This is a genomic window from Streptomyces sp. DH-12, from assembly GCF_002899455.1.
Lineage (GTDB): Bacteria > Actinomycetota > Actinomycetes > Streptomycetales > Streptomycetaceae > Streptomyces.
Genome location: NZ_PPFB01000001.1, coordinates 5,655,056 through 5,679,355, shown reverse-complemented (window position 1 = coordinate 5,679,355; position 24,300 = coordinate 5,655,056). Strand labels below are relative to the sequence as shown.

The window sequence follows — 24,300 nt, the reverse complement described above, 5'->3', positions numbered from 1 at the left end:
GCCGCGGTGTTCCGCACGCCTTTGTGCGGGACGTGTTCGGGGTCTCAGACCGCCAGGGCGCGGTCCGTCGGGCGGATCGGGGCGGGCAGCTCGCTCGCCCCGGTCAGGTACCGGTCGCAGCCGCGGGCGGCCGACCGGCCCTCGGCGATCGCCCACACGATGAGCGACTGGCCGCGGCCGGCGTCGCCGGCGACGAACACGCCCGGCACGTTGGTCTGGAAGTCGGCGTCGCGGGCGATGTTACCCCGCTCGTCGAGGTCCAGGCCGAACTGCTCGACCAGGCCGTTCTCCCGGTCGGTGCCGGTGAAGCCCATGGCGAGGGTGACCAGCTGGGCCGGGATCCTCCGTTCGGTGCCGGGCTTCCGGTCCAGCTTGCCGTCCACGAACTCGACCTCGACCAGGTGCAGCCACTGGACGTTGCCGTCCTCGTCGCCCTCGAAGTGGGTGGTGGAGACGGAGTAGATCCGCTCGCCGCCCTCCTCGTGGGCGCTGGTGACCTTGTAGAGCATGGGGAAGGTCGGCCAGGGCTGGGAGAGGGGGTCCCGCTCGTCGTTCGGGCGGGGCATGATCTCCAGCTGGGTGACCGAGGCGGCGCCCTGGCGGTGGGCGGTGCCCACGCAGTCGGCGCCGGTGTCGCCGCCGCCGATCACGACGACGTGCTTGCCCTCGGCGGTGATCGGCGGGGAGACGTAGTCGCCCTCCTGCACCTTGTTCGCCAGCGGCAGGTACTCCATGGCCTGGTGGATGCCCTTGAGCTCGCGGCCCGGCACCGGCAGGTCGCGCGCGGTGGTCGCGCCGACGGCGAGGACCACGGCGTCGTACCGCTTGCGCAGCGCGGTCGCCGGCATGTCGCGGCCGATCTCGATGCCGGTGCGGAACTTGGTGCCCTCCGCGCGCATCTGCTCGATCCGGCGGTTGATGTGCCGCTTCTCCATCTTGAACTCGGGGATGCCGTACCGCAGGAGGCCTCCGATGCGGTCCGCGCGCTCGTAGACGGCGACGGTGTGGCCGGCCCGGGTCAGCTGCTGGGCGGCGGCCAGGCCCGCGGGGCCGGAGCCGACGACCGCGACGGTCTTGCCGGACAGGCGCTCGGGGATCCGCGGCGCGACGTCGCCGGACTCCCACGCCTTGTCGATGATCGAGACCTCGACGTTCTTGATGGTGACCGGCGGCTGGTTGATGCCGAGCACGCACGCCGACTCGCAGGGGGCGGGGCACAGCCGCCCGGTGAACTCGGGGAAGTTGTTCGTGGCGTGCAGCCGGTCGCTCGCCGCGCCCCAGTCCTCGCGGTAGGCGTAGTCGTTCCACTCGGGGATGAGGTTGCCGAGCGGACAGCCGTTGTGACAGAACGGGATGCCGCAGTCCATGCAGCGGCTGGCCTGCTTGCTGATGATCGGCAGCAGGGAGCCGGGGACGTAGACCTCGTTCCAGTCCTTCGTGCGCTCCTCGACCGGACGGGACGCGGCGACCTCGCGGCCGTGGTTCAGAAAGCCCTTCGGGTCAGCCATTGATCGCCGCCTCCATCATCTTCTCGTGGGTCTCGGTCTCCGACAGACCGGCTCGCTCGGCGGCGTCCTTGGCGGCGAGCACTGCCTTGTACGTGCTGGGGATGATCTTGCTGAAGCGTCGCACGGCGGTGTCCCAGTCGGCGAGCAGCTTCTCGGCGACGGTGGAGCCCGTCTCGTCCCGGTGGCGGCGGACCACGTCGTGCAGCCACTGCTTGTCGGCGTCGTCCAGCGCCTCGACGGCGTCCAGGTTGCCGGCGTTCACGTTGTCCCGGTCGAGGTCGATGACGTAGGCGACGCCGCCGGACATGCCGGCCGCGAAGTTGCGTCCGGTCTCGCCGAGGACGACCGCGCGACCGCCGGTCATGTACTCGCAGCCGTGGTCGCCCACGCCCTCGGAGACGACCAGCGCGCCGGAGTTGCGGACGCAGAACCGCTCGCCGACCCTGCCGCGCAGGAACATCTCGCCGCCGGTGGCGCCGTAGGCGAGGGTGTTGCCCGCGATGACGCTGTACTCGGCGAGGTGGTCGGCGCCGCGGTCCGGCCGGACGACGATCCGGCCGCCGGAGAGGCCCTTGCCGACGTAGTCGTTGGCGTCGCCCTCCAGGCGCAGCGTGACACCGCGCGGGACGAAGGCGCCGAACGACTGGCCGGCGGAGCCGGTGAAGGTGATGTCGATGGTGTCGTCGGGCAGGCCCGCCCCGCCGAACTTCCGGGTCACCTCGTGGCCGAGCATGGTGCCGACCGTGCGGTTGATGTTGCGGATGGCGACCTGGGCGCGCACCGGCGCCGCGTCCTCGGCCCCGGAGGCGGAGAGCGCGTCGGCGGCGAGCCTGATCAGCTCGTTGTCGAGCGCCTTCTCCAGACCGTGGTCCTGGGCGATCACCTGGTGGCGGACGGCGCCCTCGGGCAGCTCGGGCACGTGGAACAGCGGCTCGAGCTCCAGGCCCTGCGCCTTCCAGTGGTTGACCGCGCGGGTCACGTCGAGCACCTCGGCGTGGCCGACGGCCTCCTCGACGGAGCGGAAGCCCAGCTCGGCCAGCAGCTCGCGGACCTCCTGCGCGATGAACCGGAAGAAGTTCACCACGTACTCGGCCTTGCCGGAGTAGCGGTCGCGCAGCACCGGGTTCTGGGTGGCGATGCCGACCGGGCAGGTGTCCAGGTGGCAGACGCGCATCATGACGCAGCCGGAGACCACCAGCGGGGCGGTGGCGAAGCCGAACTCCTCGGCGCCGAGCAGGGCGGCGACGACGACGTCGCGGCCGGTCTTGAGCTGGCCGTCGGTCTGCACGACGATGCGGTCGCGCAGGCCGTTGAGCAGCAGCGTCTGCTGGGTCTCGGCGAGGCCCAGCTCCCAGGGGCCGCCGGCGTGCTTCAGTGACGTCAGCGGGGAGGCGCCGGTGCCGCCGTCGTGGCCGGAGATCAGCACGACGTCCGCGTGGGCCTTGGAGACGCCCGCGGCGACGGTGCCGACGCCGACCTCGGAGACCAGCTTGACGTGAACGCGCGCCCGGGGGTTGGCGTTCTTCAGGTCGTGGATCAGCTGGGCGAGGTCCTCGATGGAGTAGATGTCGTGGTGCGGCGGCGGGGAGATGAGCCCCACGCCCGGCGTGGAGTGGCGGGTCTTCGCCACCCACGGGTAGACCTTGTGGCCGGGGAGCTGGCCGCCCTCGCCGGGCTTGGCGCCCTGGGCCATCTTGATCTGGATGTCGTCGGCGTTGACCAGGTACTCGCTGGTCACGCCGAAGCGGCCGGAGGCGACCTGCTTGATGGAGGAGCGGCGGGCCGGGTCGTACAGCCGCTCCGGGTCCTCGCCGCCCTCACCGGTGTTGGACTTGCCGCCCAGCTGGTTCATGGCGATGGCGAGGGTCTCGTGCGCCTCCTGGGAGATGGAGCCGTACGACATGGCGCCGGTGGAGAAGCGCTTGACGATCTCGGAGACCGGCTCGACCTCCTCGACGGGGACCGGCTTCCGGTCCGGCTTGAAGCCGAACAGGCCGCGCAGCGTCATCAGCCGCTCGGACTGCTCGTTCACCCGCTCGGTGTACTTCTTGAAGATGTCGTAGCGGCCGGAGCGTGTGGAGTGCTGGAGGCGGAAGACCGTCTCCGGGTCGAACAGGTGCGGCTCGCCCTCGCGGCGCCACTGGTACTCGCCGCCGATGTCCAGGGCGCGGTGCGCCGGGGCGATGCCGGAGGCGGGGTACGCCTTGGCGTGGCGGGCGGCGACCTCCTTGGCGATCACGTCGATGCCGACGCCGCCGATCTTGCTGGTGGTGCCGTTGAAGTACTTCTCCACGAAGGCCTCCTGGAGACCGACGGCCTCGAAGACCTGGGCGCCGCGGTAGGAGGCGACCGTGGAGATGCCCATCTTGGACATCACCTTCAGAACGCCCTTGCCGAGGGCGTGGATGAGGTTGCGGATGGCCTGCTCGGGCTCGATGCCCGGCAGGAAGGTGCCCGCGCGGACCAGGTCCTCGACGGACTCCATGGCCAGGTACGGGTTGACCGCGGCGGCGCCGTAGCCGATGAGCAGCGCGACGTGGTGGACCTCGCGGACGTCGCCGGCCTCGACCAGCAGGCCCACCTGGGTGCGCTGCTTGGTGCGGATGAGGTGGTGGTGGACGGCCGCGGTGAGCAGCAGCGACGGGATCGGCGCGTGCTCGGCGTCGGAGTGCCGGTCGGACAGGACGATCAGCCGGGCGCCGTTCTCGATGGCGGCGTCGGCCTCGGCGCAGACGTCCTCGATGCGGGCGGCCAGGGCCTCGCCGCCGCCCGCCACCCGGTACAGGCCGGAGAGCGTCGCGGCCTTGAAGCCGGGCATGTCGCCGTCGGCGTTGATGTGGATGAGCTTGGCCAGCTCGTCGTTGTCGATCACCGGGAAGGGCAGGGTGACGCTGCGGCACGCGGCGGCCGTGGGCTCCAGCAGGTTGCCCTGGGGGCCCAGGGAGGAGCGCAGGGAGGTGACCAGCTCCTCGCGGATCGCGTCCAGCGGCGGGTTGGTGACCTGCGCGAAGAGCTGGGTGAAGTAGTCGAACAGCAGCCGCGGGCGCTCGCTGAGCGCGGCGATCGGCGAGTCGGTGCCCATCGAACCGATCGGCTCGGCGCCGGACTTGGCCATCGGGGCGAGGAGGACGCGCAGCTCCTCCTCGGTGTAGCCGAAGGTCTGCTGGCGGCGGGTGACCGAGGCGTGGGTGTGCACGATGTGCTCGCGCTCGGGCAGGTCGGACAGCTCGATCTCGCCGGCCTCGAGCCACTCCGCGTAGGGGTGTTCGGCGGCGAGGGCGGCCTTGATCTCGTCGTCCTCGATGATGCGGTGCTCGGCGGTGTCCACGAGGAACATGCGGCCGGGCTGGAGGCGGCCCTTGCGGACCACCCTGGCCGGGTCGATGTCGAGCACGCCGACCTCGGAGCCGAGGACGACCAGGCCGTCGTCGGTGACCCAGTAGCGGCCGGGACGCAGGCCGTTGCGGTCGAGCACGGCGCCGACCTGGGTGCCGTCGGTGAAGGTGACGCAGGCCGGGCCGTCCCAGGGCTCCATCATCGTGGAGTGGTACTGGTAGAAGGCGCGCCGGGCCGGGTCCATGGAGCCGTGGTTCTCCCACGCCTCCGGGATCATCATCAGCACCGAGTGCGGCAGCGAACGCCCCCCGAGGTGCAGCAGCTCCAGCACCTCGTCGAAGGATGCCGAGTCGGAGGCGTCGGGGGTGCAGACCGGGAAGATCCGCTCGAGGTCCTTCTCCCTGCCGAACAGGTCCGACATCAGCTGGGACTCGCGGGCGCGCATCCAGTTGCGGTTGCCCTTGACGGTGTTGATCTCACCGTTGTGCGCGACGAAGCGGTACGGGTGCGCGAGCGGCCACGACGGGAAGGTGTTGGTGGAGAACCGGGAGTGGACCAGCGCGATCGCGGAGCCGAAGCGGCGGTCGGACAGGTCCGGGAAGAAGGGCTCGAGCTGGCCGGTGGTCAGCATGCCCTTGTAGACGAGGGTCCGCGCGGACAGCGACGGGAAGTAGACGCCCGCCTCGCGCTCGGCGCGCTTGCGCAGCACGAACGCCTTGCGGTCCAGGTCGATGCCCTGGCTCCGCCCGTCGGTGACGAAGAGCTGGCGGAAGACCGGCATGGTCGAGCGGGCGGTGGCGCCGAGCAGCTGGGGCGCGACCGGCACCTCGCGCCAGCCGAGCACGGTGAGCTCCTCGGCGGCGGCGATCTCCTCGATGCGGGCGACGGCCTCGTCGGTGCCGTCCTCGGGGAGGAAGGCGGTGCCGACGGCGTAACCGCCCGCCCCGGGCAGCTCGAATCCGGTCACCTCGCGGAAGAAGGCGTCCGGGATCTGGGAGAGGATGCCCGCGCCGTCGCCGGAGTCCGGCTCGGAGCCGGTGGCGCCGCGGTGCTCGAGGTTGCGCAGCACGGTGAGGGCCTGCTCGACCAGCGTGTGGGACGCCTCGCCGGTGAGGGTGGCGACGAAGCCGACGCCGCAGGCGTCGTGCTCGTCGCGGGGGTCGTACATGCCCTGCGCGGCAGGGCGGGCATCCATGAACGACCAGCTCGTGCGGTCCTTCGAGGAATGCTGGGACGGCTGGCGCGGCGTACGCATCGGCTCTCCCGTCGTCGTCTGGCATGTGGGTGTGCCGAGGGACGACGTTGGCCCTCTGCGTGGAGCGAAATTTCGTGCAGGTTACATGATGGGTCGACTCTCGGACACCGGGATGTTCCGTTCCATCATGCGGACATCGACCCGGTCGCGACGGGATGGCGCGTCTGTCGACGAAAGGTGCGGGGGACCGCGAGGGGCAGATCGGTGCCCGTCGGTCAGATGGCGGGAAGAGGCCTCTTCGCCCCTCCGCCGGGCACGCCGTCGGCCTCGTCGCCTGCAGCGCTTACGGCTCATGCCCATCGGTCACACGGTCGAAACCAGCGAGTAATGATTGTTTATGCGATGCTCCGCATGGACGCAAGAGGTCATCCCACGGCGGTGCCGAAAAGTGACCCGAGGGCGTACGTCACGCCGGCCGCCGCGCCGCCGAGGGCGAGCTGCCGCAGGCCGCTGTACCACCAGGAGCGGGCCGTGACCTTCGCCACCACGGCCCCGCACAGGAACAGTCCGAGCAGCGCGACCAGCACGGCCGGCCACAGGCTGCTCGCGCCGAGCAGGTACGGCAGCACCGGCAGCAGCGCGCCCAGCGCGAAGGAGCCGAAGCTGGACACGGCGGCGACGGCCGGGGAGGGCAGGTCGCCGGGGTCGACGCCCAGCTCCTCGCGGGCGTGTATCTCCAGCGCCTGCTCGGGGTCGCGGGAGAGCTGCCGGGCCACCTCGCGCGCCAGGCCGGGCTCGACCCCGCGGGCCCGGTAGAGGGCGGCCAGCTCGGCCTCCTCGTCCTCGGGGTGCTTGCGCAGCTCGCGGCGCTCGACGTCCAGCTCGGCCTCGACCAGCTCGCGCTGGGAGGCGACGGAGGTGTACTCGCCGGCCGCCATGGAGAAGGCGCCGGCGGCCAGTCCGGCGAGGCCGCTGAGGACGACGGTCTGCTGGCCGGCGGATCCGCCGGCGACGCCGGCCATCAGGGCGAGGTTGGAGACCAGTCCGTCCATGGCGCCGAACACCGCGGGGCGCAGCCATCCGCCGTTCACGTCGCGGTGGGTGTGGTTGTCGCGGTGCGCCTCGTGGAGCGTCGCCTCGGTCTCGATGATGGCCATGCCGGGTCCCCCTGGACTTCCTCGGGCGCCCTCGTCCGGGCGCCGGCTCGCACGTGATGCGGACTCTGTTTTGGACTGGTTCTAACTTTTGACGTCACCCAGTCTACGCCTCGGCGGACCCCCCTGCCAGCAAGGAAAGGCTGGGCTAACCAGCGGTTTCGTCCTCCGCCCCCGCCCGCGCGAACGGCCCCGCGGATGTCGTCCGGGTGACGCTCCGGCGCCCGAGGCTGCGGCGGACACGGCACCGGGGACAGTTCCGCAAAGGGCCCGCGCCCCGCGGGGCGCGCCTGAGAGGAAGGCCGCGTATGGCATCGACCGCCCGCATCCCCTCGGCGCCCGCGCCCGGGGACGCCCCGGGGCTCCGCGAACGGGCCCGCGGCGCGCTGCTCGGCCTGGCCGTCGGCGACGCGCTGGGCGCCCCCGCCGAGAACATGAAGCCCTCCGAGATCCGCGCGAAATGGGGCCGCATCACGGGCTACGTGAGCGATCCCCCGGCCGGCACGGACGACACCGAGTACGCGATCTTCTCCGGTCTGCTGGCCGCCCGGCACGGCTCCGCGCTCACCCCCGCGCACGTGGAGGCGGCCTGGCACGAGTGGATCGCGGACCGCGCCGAGGGCCCCTTCCGCGGCGCCGGCTTCAGCGAGCGCGGCACGCTGGAGAACCTGCGCCGGGGGCTGGCCGCGCCCATCTCCGCCCAGCACCGGCACGCCTGGAGCGACGGCCTGGCGATGCGGGCGGCGCCGTACGGCGTCCACGCGGCCGGGCGTCCCGACGAGGCGGCCCGGCTCGCGGCGGTCGACGGCTCGGTCAGCCACGACGGGGAGGGCATCTACGGCGGGCAGGCGGTGGCGGCCGGCGTCGCGGCGGCCATGGCCGGGGCGCCGGTGGTCACGGTCGTGGCCTCGGCGCTGGCGGTGGTGCCGGACGACTCCTGGACCGCCCGCTCGCTGCGCCGCGCGGTGACCGCCGCCCACCGCGGCGAGCGCGCGGTCCGCGCCGCGGTGGTGGTCGGCGGCTACCCCTGGACCGACCTCGCTCCGGAGGCGGTGGCCCTGGCCTTCGGCGCGTACGCGGCGGCCGACGGCGACTTCGCCCACGCGGTGCTGACCGCCGTGAACATGGGCCGCGACGCCGACACCACGGCGGCGGTGGCGGGCGCGCTGGCGGGGGCGACCCAGGGCGTCGCCGCCGTCCCCGAGCACTGGGCCGCGGCCATCGCCCCGGCCCGCGGCACCTGCCTGCCCGCCATGGCGGGCCACCACGTCCTCGACATCGCGGACCTGCTGACCCCGGAGACCCCCACATGACCTCCACCACCCCCGCCCCGACCACCGACGACACGCTCGCCCCCGGACCCGGCCGGGACGACGCGGCCCCCGCGCCGCGAACCCCCGCCGCGCCCGCTCCCCGCCCGTCCCGCGCGGCCGTCGAGGGCCTGCTCCTCGGACTCGCCGCCGGGGACGCGGCCGGCTGGCCCGCCGCCCGGCACCGCGCCGCCCGCATGCCCGAGTGGACCCGGCGCCTCACCCGCGAGCTGGACACCTTCGCCGAGCAGAACGCCACCACCACGCTCCCCGTCCCCATCGCCCTGAACCAGCCCCCCGAGCCGCTCCGGCTCGGCCCCTCCGACGACGCCGAGTGGGCCGCGTTCGCCGCCGAGGCGGTGCTGCGCGCGGGCGACGACACCGTGCTCGGCGAGCTGAGCCGGGAGCGCCGCACCCGCGCCGCCATCGACCTCACCTGGAACGCGGTCGCGGCCGAGGTCGCCGCCGCCACCGAGCGGGCCCCCGAGACCGAGTCCGCCGTGCTGCCGCTGCGCGCCCGCATCTCCGTGCGCGCCGGCCTCGGCAACCTCGCCACCGGGCTGCGCCCGCCCGCCTCCGGCCACGACAACCCGCACTACTTCGACGACGCGGCCTGCGTCCGGGCCTGCGTGCTGGCCGTGGCCCACCCGGGCGACCCCCGCGCCGCCGCCGACCTCGCCGAGTTCGACGCCCGCTACACCCAGGACGGCGACGGCGTGCACGGCGCCCGCGCCATGGCCGCCGCCGTGTCCCTCGCCCTGTCCGGGGCGGACCCGGACGCCTGCGCGGCCGCCGCCTGCGCCGAACTGCCCGAGGACACCGAGATCGGCCGCAACGCCCGGCACGCCCTGGCGCTCGCGGCGGACGCCGGCAGCGCCTTCGCCCTGGTGCCGCCGCTGGAGCACCAGATCGTCGACCACGTCTACAGCTACGGCGTCGCCGCCGCCGAGACCGTCCCCGTCGCCCTCGCCCTGACCACCGCCGCCCGCGGCCGGATCGCGGAGGCGGTCCCGGCGGCGGCCTGTCTGTCCCGGGTGGCGGACTCCGCCCCGGCGCTGGCCGGCGCCCTCACCGGCGCGCTGGGCGGGAGCGCCGCGATCCCCGCGTCCTGGCGGGAGAGCTGCCGCACCCTGTCCGGCTGCGTGCTCCCCCGGCTCACCGGGACGGACCTGGTGGAACTCGCCGAGCTGCTGGAAGCCGCCCGACCGACCGCACCCGGAGGATGATCCCGGCATGACACACGAGTCCACCGAAAGCACGGAAAGCGCAGCGTCCCTGGAGGAACGGATCACCGGGGCGCTGGTGGGGGCGGCCGTCGGCGACGCCCTCGGCGGCCCGGTCGAGGGGTACTCCCCCGAGCAGATCGCCGAGCGCCACGGCGGCCGCGTCCGCGGCGTCGTGGGTCCCTGGCACGGCGACGACTGGCGCACCGCCCGGCCGGTCGCGCCGTACCACAAGGGCGACGGGCACGTCACCGACGACACCCTGATGACCCACGCGCTGGTCCGGGTGTACGCGCGGGTCCGCGACCACCTGGACGCCTACGCGATCGCCGAGCACCTGGTCCCCGACCTGATGACGAACCCGCGCTGGATCCCGGAGCTGGAGGCGGAGGCGATCCCGCTGCACCGGATCTTCCTCGCGGAGAAGTGGCTGGTGGCACGCCTGCACTACGGGCACGTCGACCCGCGCGAGGCGGGCGTGGGCAACATCGTCAACTGCGGTGCCGCGATGTACATGGCCCCGGTCGGCCTGGTCAACGCCGCCCACCCGGCCGCCGCCTACGCCGAGGCCCTGGACGTCGCGGGCGCCCACCAGTCGTCGTACGGCAGGGAGGCCGCCGGGGTGTTCGCGGCGGCCGTGGCGGCGGCCTGCGCGCCGGGCGCGACCCCGGAGTCGGTCGTCACCGCGTGTCTGTCCCTGGCCAAGGACGGCACCCGGGAGGCGATCGAGAAGGTCTGCGCGGAGGCGTCCCGGCACACCGACGCCGAGTCGGCGCTGCGTCCGCTGCGCGAGGCGGTCGCCCCGTACGACACCGTGGGTCCCGACTACCGCTCCCCGTCGCTGGGCGCCCGGCGCCCCTCCCGGCTGCACGCGATCGAGGAGCTGCCTGTCGCGCTCGGCATGGTGCTGGTGGCCCGCGGCGACTTCCGGCACGCGGTGCTGGGCGCGGTCAACTACGGCCGCGACTGCGACTCCATCGCCACGATGGCCGGGGCGGTGACCGGCGCGCTCGGCTCCCCGGTGCCCGAGGAGTGGGCGAAGACCGTGGCGGAGGCCAGCCGGCTCGACCTGTGGGAGCCGGCCGCCACGCTCACCGCGGTGGCCCGCGAGGTCTTCGCCCGGGACGTGGAGCGCCGCCGCGCCCACGAGCGGGCGTTCGCGCGGCTGGGAGGCGCCGGATGCTCCGGCTGACCTGGGTGCAGCCGGAGGACCTCGTCGGGCACGAGCTGCGCCAGGCCGCGCTGGACGGCCGGGAGGCGTCGGCGGTCGCCGCCCGCTGGCACGCGGCGGGCGGTCCCCCGGCCCCGCTCACCGCCGGCGCCTCCCCCCGCCCGGCCTCCCGTTCCCTGCGCCTGCTGGCCGGCGACCTGCTGGACGAACTGGCCGAGCTGCCCAGCGCCCTCGCTGACGACGAGCCCTCCGACTTCGCCGCGATCCGGGCGCTGTGCCCCGAGTGGCCCCTCTCCCCCGGCGCCCCGGCGGCCTGGGACGGGCCGGTGTCCGAGGCGCGGCTGGAGGCGGCCTGGCTCGGCCGGGCGGCCGGCTGCCTGCTGGGCAAGCCGGTGGAGAAGCTGCCCCTGACCGCCATCCGGGACCTCGCCCGCGCCGCCGGCAACTGGCCGCTGAACGGCTGGTTCACCGCCCGGGGCGTCCCCGCCGAGCTGCTGGACCGGCATCCCTGGAACCGGCGCTCGGCGGCCACCTCGCTCGCCGAGAACATCGACGGCATGCCCGAGGACGACGACCTGAACTACCCGCTGCTCGCCCTGCTGGTGCTGCGCCGCCACGGCCGCCGCTTCACCACCGGCGACGTGGCCCGCGTCTGGCTCGACGAGCTGCCCGCCGGCCGCACCTTCACCGCCGAGCGCGTCGCCTACCGCAACCTCCTCTGCGGGCTCGAACCGCCGCTGACCGCCCGCCACCACAACCCGTTCCGCGAGTGGATCGGCGCCCTGATCCGCGCCGACGCGCACGGCTGGACCAACCCCGGCGACCCGGGCGCCGCGGCCGAGCAGGCGTACCGGGACGCCGTCCTCACCCACACCGCCAACGGCGTCTACGCGGCCATGTTCACCGCCGCCGTCATCGCCGCCGCGGCCGGCGGCGAGCGTGACGTGCACACCTGTCTGCGCACCGGGCTCACCGTCGTCCCGCCCCGCTCCCGGCTCGCACGGGCCGTCCGCGACGCCGTGCGGCTGGCCCGCGATCACGGCGACTTCGACACCGTGGCCGACCTGCTGCACGAGACGCACGGCGCCGCCCACCACTGGGTGCACGCCGTCCCCAACACCGCCCTGCTGGCCGCCGCGCTCACCCACGCCGACGGGGACTTCACCGCCTCGATCTGCCGCGCGGTGTCCGGCGGCTGGGACACCGACTCGGTCGGCGCCGCCGCCGGCAGCGTCGCCGGACTGCTCGCCGGCTCGCCCCGCGCGCTCCCCGAGCGCTGGACGGCCCCGCTGAAGAACCGCCTGGCCACCTCCGTCGGCGACTTCGACGGCGCCGGCTTCGACTCCCTGGCCCGTCTCACCCACCTGGAGGCGTCCCGCCCATGACACCCCCCGACCCGGCCACCGCCGCCCCCGCCGCTCCCCCGCTGACCGGCCTGCGCGTCCTGGACCTCGCCACCCTCTTCGCCGGCCCCCTCGCGGCCACCCTGCTCGGCGACTTCGGCGCCGACGTCGTCAAGGTCGAGCACCCGAGGCGCCCCGACCCCTCACGCGGCCACGGGCCGTCCAGGGACGGCGTCGGCCTGTGGTGGAAGGTCCTCGGCCGCAACAAGCGCACCGTCACCCTCGACCTGTCCACGCCGGGCGGCCGGGCCACCCTGCTGCGCCTGGCGGCCACCGCCGACGTGGTCGTGGAGAACTTCCGCCCCGGCACCCTGGAGAAGTGGGACCTGGGCTGGCCCGAGCTGTCCGCGGTCAACCCCCGGCTGGTGCTGGCGCGGGTCACCGGCTTCGGCCAGTTCGGCCCGTACGCGCACCGGCCGGGGTTCGGGACCCTCGCCGAGGCGATGAGCGGTTTCGCCGCGCTCACCGGCGAACCGGACGCGCCGCCGACCCTGCCGCCGTTCGGCCTCGCGGACTCCGTCGCGGGCCTCACCACGGCGTACGCGATCATGACCGCGCTCGCGGCCCGCGACCGCACGGGCCAGGGGCAGGTGGTGGACACGGCGCTGATCGAGCCGATCCTGGCCGTCCTCGGCCCCCATCCCACCTGGTACGACCAGCTCGGGCACGTCCAGCCGCGCACCGGCAACCGGTCGCAGAACAACGCCCCGCGCGGCACCTACCTCACCGCCGACGGCACCTGGGTCGCCGTCTCCACCTCGGCCCAGTCGATCGCCGAGCGGGTGATGGTGCTCGTGGGGCGCCCCGACCTGATCGACGCGCCCTGGTTCGCCACCGGCGAGGGCCGGGCCCGGCACGCGGACGTGCTGGACGAGGCGGTCGGCGGCTGGATCGCCCGGCACACCCGCGCCGACGTGCTGGCCGCGTTCGAGAAGGCGGAGGCGGCCGTCGCCCCGGTCCAGGACGTACGGGACGTCATGGCGGACCCGCAGTACCAGGCGCTCGGCACGATCACCACGGTCGACGACCCGGAACTGGGCCCGCTGCGCATGCAGAACGTGCTGTTCCGGCTCTCCGACACCCCGGGGGCGGTCCGCTGGGCGGGCCGCCCGCACGGCGCGGACACCGAGGAGGTGCTGACCGGGCTGGGCCTCACCCCGGCCGACCTGGCGGAGCTGCGGGCGGAGGGCGCGCTGTGAAGGGCCCCCCGCTGACCTGGCTGTACGCCCCCGGCGACCGCCCCGGCGTGGTGGCGAAGGCGCTGGTCTCCGGGGCGGACGTGGTGGTGGTCGACCTGGAGGACGCGGTCGCGCCGGAGCGGAAGACGTACGCCCGCGCGGCCACCGCCGAGCTGCTGCGCGACCCGCAGCCGGTGCCGGTGCACGTCCGCGTCAACGCCCTCACCGGCCCCTGGGGACAGGCCGACCTGGCGGCGCTGGCCCCGGCGCCGGGCCTGTCGGGGCTGCGGCTGCCGAAGGTGTCCTCCCCGTCCGACGTGGTGCGGGCGGCGCGCGGGGCCGTCTCCGCGCGCGGCGGTCCCCCGCCCCTGTACGCGCTGCTGGAGACCGCCCTCGGCATCGAGCACGCCCACGCCGTGGCCACCGCGCACCCGGCGCTGCGCGGCATCACGCTGGGCGAGGCGGACCTGCGGGCCGACCTGGGGGTGCGCGAGGACGCCGGGCTCGACTGGTGCCGGGCCCGGGTGGTGGTCGCGGCGCGCGCGGCGGGGCTGGGTCCGCCCGCCCAGTCCGTGCACCCCGACATCCGTGACCTGGAGGGTCTGGAGGCGTCCTGCGTCCGCGGGCGTGCCCTGGGCTTCCTGGGCAGGGCGGCGATCCATCCGCGTCAGCTCCCGGTCATCGAGCGGGCCTACCTGCCCACGGAGCGGGAGATCGAGCAGGCGGAGACGGTCCTCAAGGCGGCGGCCGCCACCCAGGGCGCGCAGGCCCTGCCCGACGGCACGTTCGTGGACGCGGCGGTGGTGACGGCGGCGCACCGGACACTGGCGCTGGCGCACAAACGGTGAGCCGGCCGGCAGCGGCGAGGGCGCCCGGGGTGTCCCCGGGCGCCCTCGGCACGCGTACGGCGGGCGGTCAGCCCTTCCTGGCCGGCCCGGCCCCGTCCCCGGACTTCTCGGACTCCTCGGAATCGCCGGAGTCGCCGGTGTCCGTGGTGTCGTCCGCCTTCGCGTCCTCGTCGGGGGCGTCCGCCTTCCCGGTCGCGTCGCCGTCGGCCTTCTTCTCCCCGTCCGCGGGTCCGTCGGCGCCGGGCTCGACCACGGCCTCCCGCCCCGGGCGCTTCCGCGCGGACAGCACGATGTACAGCACCGCCAGCAGGAAGACCAGGATCGCCGTCCAGTTGTTCAGCCGCAGGCCGAGGATGTGGTGCGCCTCGTCGACGCGCATGTACTCGATCCAGAACCGGCCCGCGCAGTACCCGGCGACGTACAGGGCGAAGGCGCGGCCGTGGCCGAGCGTGAAGCGCCGGTCGGCCCAGATCACCAGCAGCGCCACGCCGATGCACCACAGCGACTCGTAGAGGAACGTCGGGTGGTAGGTGCCCGGCATCCGGCCGTCGGAGGAGGAGGTGATCTCCACCGCCCACGGCAGGTCGGTGGCCTTCCCGTACAGCTCCTGGTTGAACCAGTTGCCCCAGCGGCCGATGGCCTGCGCGAGGGCGATGCCGGGGGCGATGGCGTCGGCGTAGGCGGGCAGCGGGATGCCGCGGCGGCGGCAGCCGATCCACGCGCCGAGCGCGCCCAGGGCGATGGCGCCCCAGATGCCGAGGCCGCCCTCCCAGATCTTGAAGGCGTCCACCCAGTCACGGCCCTCGCTGAAGTACAGCTGGTAGTCCGTGATCACGTGGTAGAGCCGGCCGCCGACCAGACCGAACGGCACGGCCCAGACGGCGATGTCCGCGACCGTGCCGGCCCGCCCGCCCCGGGCGATCCAGCGCTTGTTGCCGAGCCAGACGGCAACGAAGACGCCGATGATGATGCAGAACGCGTAGCCGCGCAGCGGGACGGGGCCGAGGTACAGCACCCCGCTCGACGGGCTGGGAATGTAGGCAAGTTCCATGGCAGGACCGACGCTACCGTGCCGGGCCGCCCGCACGGCAGGCAGCCCGGCTACGGCTCCATAACAGGCCCTCGGGGACCGCGCCCCCTAGGACTTGCCGGCCTCCTCGACCATCTGCTTGAGCTTCTCGGGCGTCATGGAACGGTCCTGGTAGATGTTCTCGCCCTCGAACAGCACCGTCGGGGTGCCGCTGAAGCCGCCCTTCTGGAAGGCCTCGTTGGACTTGACCACCCAGCTGTCGTGCGTGCCGTCCTCGACGCAGGCGCGGAACTCGGGGGTGTCGAGCCCGTCGACCTTGCTCGCCAGGTCGAGCAGCTTGGCGTCGTCGGAGAAGGCGTCGTCGGTCTCCGCCGGCTGGTTGTCGAACAGCACGTCGTGGTACGCGGCGAACTTCCCCGCGTCCTGGGCGCACGCGGCGGCGTTGGCCGCGTTCAGCGAGCCGCTGCCGCCGAGGCCGCCGTCGATCAGCGTGACCAGGTGGTACTCGACCTTCAGCCGGCCGGCCTCGGTCAGCTCGTTCAGCGTCGAGCGGTAGGTCTGCTCGAAGGACTTGCAGGCGGGGCAGCGGAAGTCCTCCCACACCGTGAGGGTGGCCCTGGCGTCCTCCTCCCCGACCGGGACGGCCAGGCCGTCCTCGCCCTGGGCCCCCGACGGCGCCACGACCGGGCCGGACGCCTTGCTCTCGTCGTCCCCGCCCGCGTTGGCCGCGACGACGCCGATCACCGCCGCGAGCCCCAGGACGCAGACCACGCTCGCACCCACGATCAGGGTGCGGCGCCGCTTCTCCGCCGCCTTCTGCTTCTCGCGCTCGACCGCCAGCCGCTCCCGGGCGGTGCGCTTTCCCTCACGGTTCTTCTCGCTCACACCCCGCAGAACGAACCGGGGAGGCGCCCAGCGCCTCCCCGGTCCCAGGTCCACCCGTACGAGGGACCCCGACGGCCCGCCGGCCGGTGAGGTCACACCTGCCCGCGCACTCCCTGGGCCAGGTCCCCGGCGAGGGCGCGGACCGCCTCGACGCCCGCCGCGTCGTCGGGCGCGTCCAGCATCCGCTTGACGAAGGCGGAGCCGACGATCACCCCGTCGGCGAACCGGGCGACCTCCGCGGCCTGCGCGGGGGTGGAGACGCCGAGTCCGACGCACACGGGGGTGCCGGTGGTGGCGCGGGTGCGCCGCACCAGGTCCTCGGCCTGCGAGCTGACCGACTCACGGGTGCCGGTGACGCCCATGAGGGAGGCGGCGTAGACGAAGCCGCTGCCGGCCGCGGTGATCTCGGCGAGCCGCTCGTCCTTGCTGCTGGGCGCGACCACGAAGACCGTGGCGAGCCCGTGCTTGTCGGCGTGCTCCCGCCACAGCGCGGACTCCTGGACCGGCAGGTCGGGCAGGATGCACCCGGCGCCCCCGGCCTCCGCCAGCTCGGCGGTGAACCGCTCCACGCCGTAGCGGTCGACGGGGTTCCAGTACGTCATGACGAGGATCGGCGCGCCCGTGGCCGCGTGGGCCTCGCGCACCGTGCGCATCACGTCGGCGATGCGCACTCCGCCGCGCAGGGCGATGTCGTCGGCGGTCTGGATGACCGGGCCGTCCAGGACGGGGTCGCTGTGCGGCAGCCCCACCTCGACGACGTCGGCGCCGCCCTCCAGGGCCGCCTTGACCGCCTCGATGCCGCCGTCCACGGTCGGGAACCCGGCGGGGAGGTAGGCGATGAGGGCGGCGCGGCCCTCCGCCTTCGCCGCGGCGAGGGTGTCGCTCAGCAGCCGCACGTTCCCGCTCACTTGGCGTCCCCCTCGATCTCGGCGGTGCCGGAGGCGTTCTCGTCGACCTCGGCGTCCGTGTCGTACAGCCCGAAGTAGCGGGCCGCGGTGTCCATGTCCTTGTCGCCGCGTCCGGAGAGGTTGACGACGATCAGCCCGTCCTCGCCCAGTTCCCTGCCGACCTCCAGGGCGCCGGCCAGGGCGTGCGCGGACTCGATGGCCGGGATGATCCCCTCGGTGCGCGACAGCAGGCGCAGGGCCTGCATGGCGGCGTCGTCGGTGACCGCGCGGTACTCGCCGCGGCCGCTGTCCTTGAGGTGGGCGTGCTCGGGGCCGATGCCCGGGTAGTCCAGGCCGGCGGAGATCGAGTACGGCTCGGTGATCTGGCCCTCGTCGTCCTGGAGGACGTAGGAGCGGGAGCCGTGCAGGATGCCGGGCTCGCCCGCGGTGAGGGTGGCGGCGTGCTCGCCGGTCTCGATGCCGTGTCCGGCGGGCTCGCAGCCGATCAGGCGGACGCTCTCGTCGGGGAGGAACGCGTGGAACAGGCCGATGGCGTTGGAGCCGCCGCCGACGCAGGCGACCGCGGCGTCGGGCAGGCGTCCGGCGCGCTCCAGCAGCTGGCGGCGGGCCTCGACGCCGATGACGCGGTGGAAGTCGCGGACCATCGCCGGGAAGGGGTGCGGTCCGGCGACGGTGCCGAACAGGTAGTGGGTGCGGTCGACGTTGGCGACCCAGTCGCGGAACGCCTCGTTGATGGCGTCCTTGAGCGTGCGGCTGCCGGACTTCACGGCGACGACCTCGGCGCCGAGCATGCGCATCCGGGCCACGTTGAGAGCCTGGCGCTGCGTGTCGATCTCGCCCATGTAGATCGTGCACTCGAGGCCGAACAGGGCGCAGGCGGTGGCGGTGGCCACGCCGTGCTGTCCGGCGCCGGTCTCGGCGATGACGCGGGTCTTGCCCATGCGCTTGGTGAGCAGGGCCTGGCCGAGCACGTTGTTGATCTTGTGTGAGCCGGTGTGGTTCAGGTCCTCGCGCTTGAGGAAGATCCGGGCTCCGCCGGCGTGCTCGGCGAAACGGGGGACCTCGGTGAGGGCGCTGGGGCGGCCGGTGTAGTGGGCCAGGAGGTCGTCGAGTTCCCGGGCGAACTCGGGGTCGGCCTTGGCCTTGTCGTACGCGACGGCGACCTCGTCGACCGCCGCGACGAGGGCCTCGGGGATGAACTTGCCGCCGAAGGCGCCGAAGTAGCCCTCCGGGGAGGGGACCCGGCCCTCCGGGTCGGGGATGAAGAAGGTGCTGGGCATGCGTGTACCTCACGGTGAGTGTGTTCTGGGCACGTGTCGCCGTGGGGCGTGGGGTGGGCCGGCCACTGCGGGCCGTGCGTGGTCGCTCGCGCCCGCGTGGCGGAGCCGCATGTCGGTGGAGCCCCGCGCCCCTAAGGGGCGCGTCGCCATCGCCGCCCGTTCACCTGGCCCGGTTCGTCGCCGATGACGTAGCGGACCCTGCGGCCGTGCACCCGGCGGGCGGGGGCACGGCAGCCGCGGGGCCGGCAGCCACGTGCGAGTCGGGGAAGCGTCATCGGGGGTCGGCCTGACGGGGTCTCAGCGGCCGTGGCGCAGGGCCGGGTGCTCGCCCGCGGCGACCAGGTCGGCGACCGCCGTCTTCGGGTCCTTGCCGGTCACCAGGGACTCGCCGACCAGGACGGCGTCGGCCCCGGCGTTGGCGTAGGCGATCAGGTCGTGCGGGCCGCGCACGCCGGACTCGGCGACCCTCACGAGGTGGGCCGGGATCTCGGGGGCCACCCGCTCGAAGGTGCCGCGGTCGACCTCGAGGGTCTTGAGGTTGCGCGCGTTGACGCCGATGACCTTGGCGCCGGCGTCGACCGCCCGCTCCACCTCGTCCTCGTCGTGCACCTCGACCAGCGGGGTGAGGCCGATGGACTCGGCGCGCTCGATCAGCGACTCCAGGGCGGACTGCTCCAGGGCGGCCACGATCAGCAGCGCCAGGTCGGCGCCGTACGCGCGGGCCTCCCAGAGCTGGTACGACGTGACGATGAAGTCCTTGCGCAGCACGGGGATGTCCACCCGGGCACGGACGGCCTCCAGGTCGGCCAGCGAACCGCCGAAGCGGCGCTGCTCGGTGAGGACGGAGATGACGGAGGCGCCGCCCGCCTCGTAGTCGGCGGCGAGTGCCGCCGGGTCGGCGATCGCGGCCAGCGCGCCCTTGGAGGGGCTGGAGCGCTTCACCTCGCAGATCACCTTGACGCCGTCACCGCGCAGGGCGGCCACGCCGTCCTTGGCGGCGGGGGCCTTGGCCGCGCGCTCCTTGAGCTCGTCGAGGCTGACGCGCGCCTGCCGCTCCGCCAGGTCGGCACGGACTCCGTCGATGATCTCGTCGAGCACACTCACGCGAGCGGCCCCCTTCCTGACGGTCGGGCTTGGCTGGTCCCTGCGATGGTATCCGGAGCAGGTCGAATGGCCCGCATCCGGTCGAGGCGACGTCCAGCACCTGGACGATCACCACTCGTTCACGGGTGCAGCCAGCCGCCGAACGGCGTGTTCCGGATCACCGTGAAGGCGAGCAGCAGCCCGCCCACCGTCCACAGCACCGCGGGCGGCGGGTCGAGGCGGAAGGGCCGGCCGCGCGCCGCGCGGACCGCCCAGACGGTCCACAGCACGGCGAAGGCCGCGTAGCCGAGGACGGCGGGGGCGTTGGCCTGGAGGGCGGCCGGCAGGTCGCCGTGGGCGACGGCGTGGGCGCTGCGCAGCCCGCCGCAGCCGGGACAGTACAGGCCGGTGAGGCCCAGCAGCGGGCAGACCGGGTAGTGGCCGGGCTCGTTGGGGTCGACGGCGGCGACGTAGGCGAAGGCCGCGGTCACGGCGGCGAGCAGGCCGGCGGGGGCGGCCAGCCGGGCCGCCCGGCCGGGGACCGCGTGGGGGCTCGGGGCGTTCACGGGAGGCATTGTCCCCCGGACGCGCCGCGGGGGCGGCTCCGGCTCACGGCCGGATGCCGCCCCCGTGCGGAGTGGTCCGCGGGGCTCAGCCCTGGGCGCCGGCCGGCCGGCGGTCGCCGGTGGTCTCGTGCACCGGGTGGTCGCTCTTCGGCTGGCCCAGCCCCATCGAGCGCATGACGGCGCCGACCACGCCGCCGAGGAGGACGACGCCCATGCCGGCCCAGAAGCCCACGGGCTGGTCCATCACCATGAACGCGCCCGCGGCGCAGAAACCGATGAAGGCGATGATGACACCGGTCCAGGCGGCCGGGGTGTGACCGTGGCTGCTGCCCGCCATTGCTTGCTCCTCGTTGCCGTGTGCGTGGGTGAGCTGGACGCTCGTCCCCATTGTCCCGCACACGCCGGGCCGCCGTGCGCCGGGGTCGGCCGTGGGCGGGTCGGCCGGCTCAGGCGCCGGTGGGGTCCTCGCCCCGGTCGAGGGCCTTCCAGAGCTCCTCGGGGCGGTCCGGGTCGGCGGGGGCGGCCGCCCGGCGCGGGCGGGGGGCTCCGTTGCGTTCGTAGCGGCCGGACATGGCGGGCCACAGGCGCCCGTACCGCAGCGCGAGCAGTCCGGCGACCAGCAGCAGCAGCCCGCCGACGGCGGCCACGTACGGCCAGGCGGTGTGGGAGAGGGCGCCGACGGTCGCGGACGCGTCGCCGGACGCCTGCGCGGCCTTCTCGTCGAGGGCGGTGGAGTCGGACGCCCCGAGCAGCGCGGCGGCGACGGTGCCGGCCCCGGAGAGGGCGAGCACCGCGGCGACGGCGAGGCGGCCGGCCCGGCGCACGGCGAAGACGGCGACCAGGGCGGCGAGCCCGACGACGGCCAGCGCGGCGGGCACGCCGGTCACGTCGCTGCCCTTGGCGGTCAGCGGGAACGCGCCGCCGGCCACCGTCGCGGTGCCCTCCGACCACTGCTGCCGGGTGGCGAGCAGGGCCACGGCCGCGCCGAGGGCGCCGCTCAGCAGGGCGGCGGCGAGGCTCGTGCGGCCGGTCCGGGAGGGGCCGGCGGGCTCGGAACGGGGGCTGGGTACGGCAGTCACGTCCTCCACTATCGCGCGGACCCCGGGGGTCACGGCATCCGGGGGGCTGTGTCAGCCGTCACCGAGCCGGTTCGCGGTGTGGACGGCGCGCAGCACCGCGGCCGCCTTGTTGCGGCACTCGGTGTCCTCGGCGACCGGGTCGGAGTCGGCCACGATCCCCGCGCCGGCCTGCACGTACGCGGTGCCGTCGCGCAGCAGGGCGGTGCGGATGGCGATGGCCGTGTCGGAGTCGCCGGCGAAGTCGAGGTAACCGACGCAGCCGCCGTACAGGCCGCGCCGGGACGGCTCGAGCTCGTCGATGATCCGCAGGGCGCGGGGCTTGGGGGCGCCGGAGAGGGTGCCGGCCGGGAAGCAGGCGGTGAGCACGTCGAAGGCGGTGCGGCCGGCGGCGACCCGCCCGGTGACCGTGGAGACGATGTGCATCACGTGCGAGTAGCGCTCGATCGACATGAAGTCCACGACCTCGACGGAGCCGGGTTCGCAGACCCGTCCGAGGTCGTTGCGGCCGAGGTCGACGAGCATCAGGTGCTCGGCGCGCTCCTTGGGGTCGGCGAGCAGTTCCTCGGCGAGCGCCTGGTCCTCCTGCGGGGTGGCGCCGCGGTGCCGGGTGCCGGCAATGGGGTGCACCATCGCCTGCCCGTCCTCGACCTTCACCAGCGCCTCGGGCGACGACCCGGCCACGTCGAAGCCGTCGAACCGGAACAGGTACATGTACGGCGACGGATTGGTGGCCCGCAGCACCCGGTAGACGTCCAGGGCGCTCGCGGTGCAGGGCGTCTCGAACCGCTGGGAGGGGACGACCTGGAAGGCCTCGCCCGCGCGGATGCGCTCCTTGACGTCCTCGACGGCCTGCTGGAAGTCGGGGCCGCCCCACAGCGCGGTGTACTCGGGCAGTTCGGAGGGCGGCAGCACGGCCGGGGGCTGGGCCACCGGGCGGGCCAGGTCGGCCTCCATGGCGTCGAGACGGGCCACGGCGTCCGCGTACGCCTCGTCGACGCCGGTCTCCAGGTCGTTGTGGTTGATCGCGTTGGCGATCAACCAGACGGAGCCCTCCCAGTGGTCCATGACGGCGAGGTCGCTGGTGAGCAGCATGGTCAGCTCGGGGAGCCTCAGGTCGTCCCGCTCGCCGGGGCCGATCTTCTCCAGGCGGCGCACGATGTCGTAGCCGAGGTAGCCGACCATGCCGCCGGTGAAGGGCGGCAGGCCGAGGTCCTGGGCGAGGTCGCGCGGGGTGTGCAGGGTCTGCAGGGTGGCGCGCAGCGCGGCGAGCGGGTCGCCGTCGACGGGCACGCCGACGGGCGGGACGCCCTCCCAGTGGGCCTGCCCGTCGCGCTCGGTGAGGGTGGCGGCCGACCGCACGCCGACGAAGGAGTAGCGGGACCAGGACCTCCCGTTCTCCGCGGACTCCAGCAGGAAGGTGCCGGGGCGCTCGGCGGCGAGCTTGCGGTAGAGCGCGACCGGGGTGTCGCCGTCGGCGAGCAGCTTGCGGGTGACCGGGACGACCCGGCGGTCGGCGGCGAGCTTGCGGAAGGTCTCGAGGTCCATGGCGGCAGACCCTACTGATCCGCGGCGGGCACGCCGGTACCGGCGTCCTTCAGCAGCACGTCGGCGTCGAAGCAGGTGCGGTCGCCGGTGTGGCAGGCGGCGCCCACCTGGTCGACCTTCACCAGCACGGTGTCCGCGTCGCAGTCCAGCGCGACCGACTTCACCCGCTGGACGTGCCCGGAGGTGTCGCCCTTGACCCAGTACTCCTGGCGGCTGCGCGACCAGTAGGTGCAGCGGCCGGTGGTGAGGGTGCGGTGCAGCGCCTCGTCGTCCATCCAGCCCAGCATCAGCACCTCGCCGGTGTCGTACTGCTGGGCGATCGCGGGCAGGAGGCCGTCGGGGGTGCGCCTGAGGCGCGCGGCGATCTCCGGGTCGAGGCGGCTGGGCGGAGCGCTGTGGCGCGAAGCGCCTCCCTGAGGGGCGGTGGCCGGGCGACGGGCGGGCGTGCTGGTCATGGGGACCATTGTGCCGCGCGCGCCCGGTGCGTCCGCGCCCTCGTCCACTGTCCGGACGCGACGGCCCGCCGTAGGCTGGCTGGCATGTCGACCCATGCCAAGCGTGAACGCCTCCTCCTGGCCGACCTGCTGGAGACCGCGGGCCCGGACGCGCCCACCCTCTGCGAGGGCTGGACCACCCGGGACCTGGCCGCGCACGTGGTGGTGCGCGAGCGCCGTCCGGACGCGGCGGGCGGCATCCTGGTGAAGCAGCTGGCGTCCCGTCTGGAGCGGGTGACGGCGGAGTTCCTGGCGAAGCCGTACGACGAGCTGATCCGGCTGATCCGCACCGGCCCGCCGCGCTTCTCCCCCTTCTCGCTCAAGCAGGTCGACGAGATGTCGAACGTGATCGAGTTCTACGTGCACGCGGAGGACGTCCGCCGGGCGCAGCCGGACTGGACGCCGCGCGAGCTGGACCCGGTGTTCCAGGACGCCCTGTGGTCGCGGCTGGAGCGTTCGGCCCGGCTGCTGGGCCGCGGGGTGCCGACCGGACTGGTGCTGCGCCGGCCGGACGGGCAGACGGCGGTGGCGCGTCGCGGGACCCCGGTGGTGACGGTGACCGGGGAGCCGTCCGAGCTGGTGATGTTCGGCTACGGCCGGCAGAGCGCCGCGAAGGTCGAGCTGGACGGCGACGAGAACGCGATCGCCGAGCTGCGCGCCACCAAGCAGCTCGGCATCTGATCCGCTCCGGAAAGGCGCAGCTCGTGATCAAGGTCGCCATGACGAGTGTGTACGTGGAGGACGTGGCCAGGGCGCACGCCTTCTACACCGGGGTGCTCGGCTTCGAGACCCGCACCCATGTGGACCCGGGCGGCGGCGCGCCGTTCGTCACCGTGGGGGCGCGCGCGGGCGCCCAGCCGGATCTGGAGCTGCTGCTCGAGCCGGGCGACGGGCCGATCGCGGGGCCCTACCGCCGTGCGGTGCGCGAGGCGGGGCTGCCGGCGATCGTGTTCTCCGTGGACGACCTCCGCGCGGAGTTCGAGCGGCTGCGCGGGGAGGGCGTCCACTTCGTCCGGGAGCCGGAGAGGCAGGGCCCGGTGCTGACCGCGCTGCTGGACGACACGGTCGGCAATCTGATCCAGCTCACGCAGCCGCTCGGCTGAG

Annotated in this window: 22 protein-coding genes; 8 read left to right on the top strand and 14 right to left on the bottom strand. The window is 74.3% G+C overall.

Annotation, left to right across the window (positions count from 1 at the left end; genetic code table 11):
- Nucleotides 1-44: 44 nt before the first annotated feature.
- The 3 genes from C1708_RS24450 to C1708_RS24440 all read right to left on the bottom strand — a co-directional run bounded on the left by C1708_RS24450 (nucleotide 45) and on the right by C1708_RS24440 (nucleotide 7,196).
- Nucleotides 45-1,508, bottom strand: a complete 1,464-nt coding sequence (locus tag C1708_RS24450) for a glutamate synthase subunit beta (RefSeq protein WP_106414690.1) — start codon at nucleotides 1,506-1,508, stop codon at nucleotides 45-47.
- Entirely contained in the window at nucleotides 1,501-6,099 is a 4,599-nt protein-coding gene (gene gltB / locus C1708_RS24445) for a glutamate synthase large subunit (protein WP_106414689.1), read from the bottom strand. The genes C1708_RS24450 and gltB overlap by 8 nt, the downstream gene beginning before the upstream one ends.
- Nucleotides 6,100-6,464: 365 nt before the next feature.
- Complete coding sequence (locus tag C1708_RS24440; RefSeq protein WP_106414688.1) at nucleotides 6,465-7,196, bottom strand: VIT1/CCC1 transporter family protein; 732 nt, start codon at nucleotides 7,194-7,196, stop codon at nucleotides 6,465-6,467.
- 305 nt (nucleotides 7,197-7,501) lie between these two features.
- Here C1708_RS24440 and C1708_RS24435 point away from each other — a divergent pair, with 305 nt between their 5' ends.
- From C1708_RS24435 to C1708_RS24410, 6 genes are read left to right on the top strand one after another with little or no spacing between them, the layout of a single operon-like run.
- Nucleotides 7,502-8,506 (top strand): ADP-ribosylglycohydrolase family protein, encoded by a 1,005-nt coding sequence (locus tag C1708_RS24435; RefSeq protein ID WP_106414687.1) that lies wholly within the window; start codon nucleotides 7,502-7,504, stop codon nucleotides 8,504-8,506.
- A complete protein-coding gene (locus tag C1708_RS24430) occupies nucleotides 8,503-9,729 on the top strand; it encodes an ADP-ribosylglycohydrolase family protein (RefSeq protein ID WP_106414686.1) in 1,227 nt (408 codons plus the stop codon). Before C1708_RS24435 ends, C1708_RS24430 begins: the two co-directional genes overlap by 4 nt.
- A 7-nt stretch (nucleotides 9,730-9,736) precedes the next feature.
- Nucleotides 9,737-10,918, top strand: coding sequence for an ADP-ribosylglycohydrolase family protein (locus tag C1708_RS24425; protein ID WP_106414685.1), 1,182 nt, complete (start codon nucleotides 9,737-9,739; stop codon nucleotides 10,916-10,918).
- Nucleotides 10,906-12,282, top strand: coding sequence for an ADP-ribosylglycohydrolase family protein (locus C1708_RS24420; protein WP_106414684.1), 1,377 nt, complete (start codon nucleotides 10,906-10,908; stop codon nucleotides 12,280-12,282). The genes C1708_RS24425 and C1708_RS24420 overlap by 13 nt, the downstream gene beginning before the upstream one ends.
- Entirely contained in the window at nucleotides 12,279-13,499 is a 1,221-nt protein-coding gene (locus C1708_RS24415; protein WP_106414683.1) for a CaiB/BaiF CoA transferase family protein, read from the top strand. The genes C1708_RS24420 and C1708_RS24415 overlap by 4 nt, the downstream gene beginning before the upstream one ends.
- Nucleotides 13,496-14,326 (top strand): HpcH/HpaI aldolase/citrate lyase family protein, encoded by an 831-nt coding sequence (locus C1708_RS24410; RefSeq protein WP_106414682.1) that lies wholly within the window; start codon nucleotides 13,496-13,498, stop codon nucleotides 14,324-14,326. The genes C1708_RS24415 and C1708_RS24410 overlap by 4 nt, the downstream gene beginning before the upstream one ends.
- Nucleotides 14,327-14,393: 67 nt before the next feature.
- Here the strand turns inward: C1708_RS24410 and lgt are convergent, their stop codons facing one another.
- The 11 genes from lgt to hisI all read right to left on the bottom strand — a co-directional run bounded on the left by lgt (nucleotide 14,394) and on the right by hisI (nucleotide 23,157).
- Complete coding sequence (lgt, locus tag C1708_RS24405; protein WP_106414681.1) at nucleotides 14,394-15,377, bottom strand: prolipoprotein diacylglyceryl transferase; 984 nt, start codon at nucleotides 15,375-15,377, stop codon at nucleotides 14,394-14,396.
- An 87-nt stretch (nucleotides 15,378-15,464) separates the two neighbouring features.
- Nucleotides 15,465-16,241: a DsbA family protein gene (locus tag C1708_RS24400; RefSeq protein WP_198602583.1), complete on the bottom strand. Its 777-nt coding sequence runs from the start codon at nucleotides 16,239-16,241 to the stop codon at nucleotides 15,465-15,467.
- Between the two features lie 92 nt (nucleotides 16,242-16,333).
- A complete protein-coding gene (gene trpA / locus C1708_RS24395; RefSeq protein WP_106414680.1) occupies nucleotides 16,334-17,149 on the bottom strand; it encodes a tryptophan synthase subunit alpha in 816 nt (271 codons plus the stop codon).
- Nucleotides 17,146-18,429: a tryptophan synthase subunit beta gene (gene trpB, locus C1708_RS24390; protein WP_106414679.1), complete on the bottom strand. Its 1,284-nt coding sequence runs from the start codon at nucleotides 18,427-18,429 to the stop codon at nucleotides 17,146-17,148. The genes trpA and trpB overlap by 4 nt, the downstream gene beginning before the upstream one ends.
- A 131-nt stretch (nucleotides 18,430-18,560) precedes the next feature.
- On the bottom strand, nucleotides 18,561-18,704 hold the full coding sequence (gene trpM, locus C1708_RS36165; RefSeq protein WP_391662597.1) for a tryptophan biosynthesis modulator TrpM: 144 nt from the start codon (nucleotides 18,702-18,704) through the stop codon (nucleotides 18,561-18,563).
- Nucleotides 18,705-18,726: 22 nt separating this feature from the next.
- Complete coding sequence (gene trpC / locus C1708_RS24385) at nucleotides 18,727-19,533, bottom strand: indole-3-glycerol phosphate synthase TrpC (RefSeq protein WP_106414678.1); 807 nt, start codon at nucleotides 19,531-19,533, stop codon at nucleotides 18,727-18,729.
- 119 nt (nucleotides 19,534-19,652) lie between these two features.
- Complete coding sequence (locus C1708_RS24380) at nucleotides 19,653-20,087, bottom strand: DUF2752 domain-containing protein (RefSeq protein WP_198602582.1); 435 nt, start codon at nucleotides 20,085-20,087, stop codon at nucleotides 19,653-19,655.
- A 76-nt stretch (nucleotides 20,088-20,163) separates the two neighbouring features.
- Nucleotides 20,164-20,415 carry an HGxxPAAW family protein gene (locus C1708_RS24375; protein WP_106414676.1) on the bottom strand — a complete coding sequence of 84 codons (252 nt, stop codon included), beginning with the start codon at nucleotides 20,413-20,415 and terminating at the stop codon, nucleotides 20,164-20,166.
- A gap of 109 nt (nucleotides 20,416-20,524) precedes the next feature.
- Nucleotides 20,525-21,166: a TIGR02234 family membrane protein gene (locus tag C1708_RS24370; protein WP_106414675.1), complete on the bottom strand. Its 642-nt coding sequence runs from the start codon at nucleotides 21,164-21,166 to the stop codon at nucleotides 20,525-20,527.
- A 42-nt stretch (nucleotides 21,167-21,208) separates the two neighbouring features.
- A complete protein-coding gene (locus C1708_RS24365; RefSeq protein ID WP_106414674.1) occupies nucleotides 21,209-22,702 on the bottom strand; it encodes an anthranilate synthase component I in 1,494 nt (497 codons plus the stop codon).
- 11 nt (nucleotides 22,703-22,713) lie between these two features.
- A complete protein-coding gene (hisI, locus tag C1708_RS24360; protein ID WP_106414673.1) occupies nucleotides 22,714-23,157 on the bottom strand; it encodes a phosphoribosyl-AMP cyclohydrolase in 444 nt (147 codons plus the stop codon).
- Between the two features lie 84 nt (nucleotides 23,158-23,241).
- Here hisI and C1708_RS24355 point away from each other — a divergent pair, with 84 nt between their 5' ends.
- Both C1708_RS24355 and C1708_RS24350 read left to right on the top strand, forming a co-directional pair.
- Complete coding sequence (locus tag C1708_RS24355; RefSeq protein WP_106414672.1) at nucleotides 23,242-23,877, top strand: TIGR03085 family metal-binding protein; 636 nt, start codon at nucleotides 23,242-23,244, stop codon at nucleotides 23,875-23,877.
- Nucleotides 23,878-23,900: 23 nt separating this feature from the next.
- Nucleotides 23,901-24,299 carry a VOC family protein gene (locus C1708_RS24350; RefSeq protein ID WP_106414671.1) on the top strand — a complete coding sequence of 133 codons (399 nt, stop codon included), beginning with the start codon at nucleotides 23,901-23,903 and terminating at the stop codon, nucleotides 24,297-24,299.
- The last annotated feature ends 1 nt before the right edge of the window (nucleotide 24,300 follow it).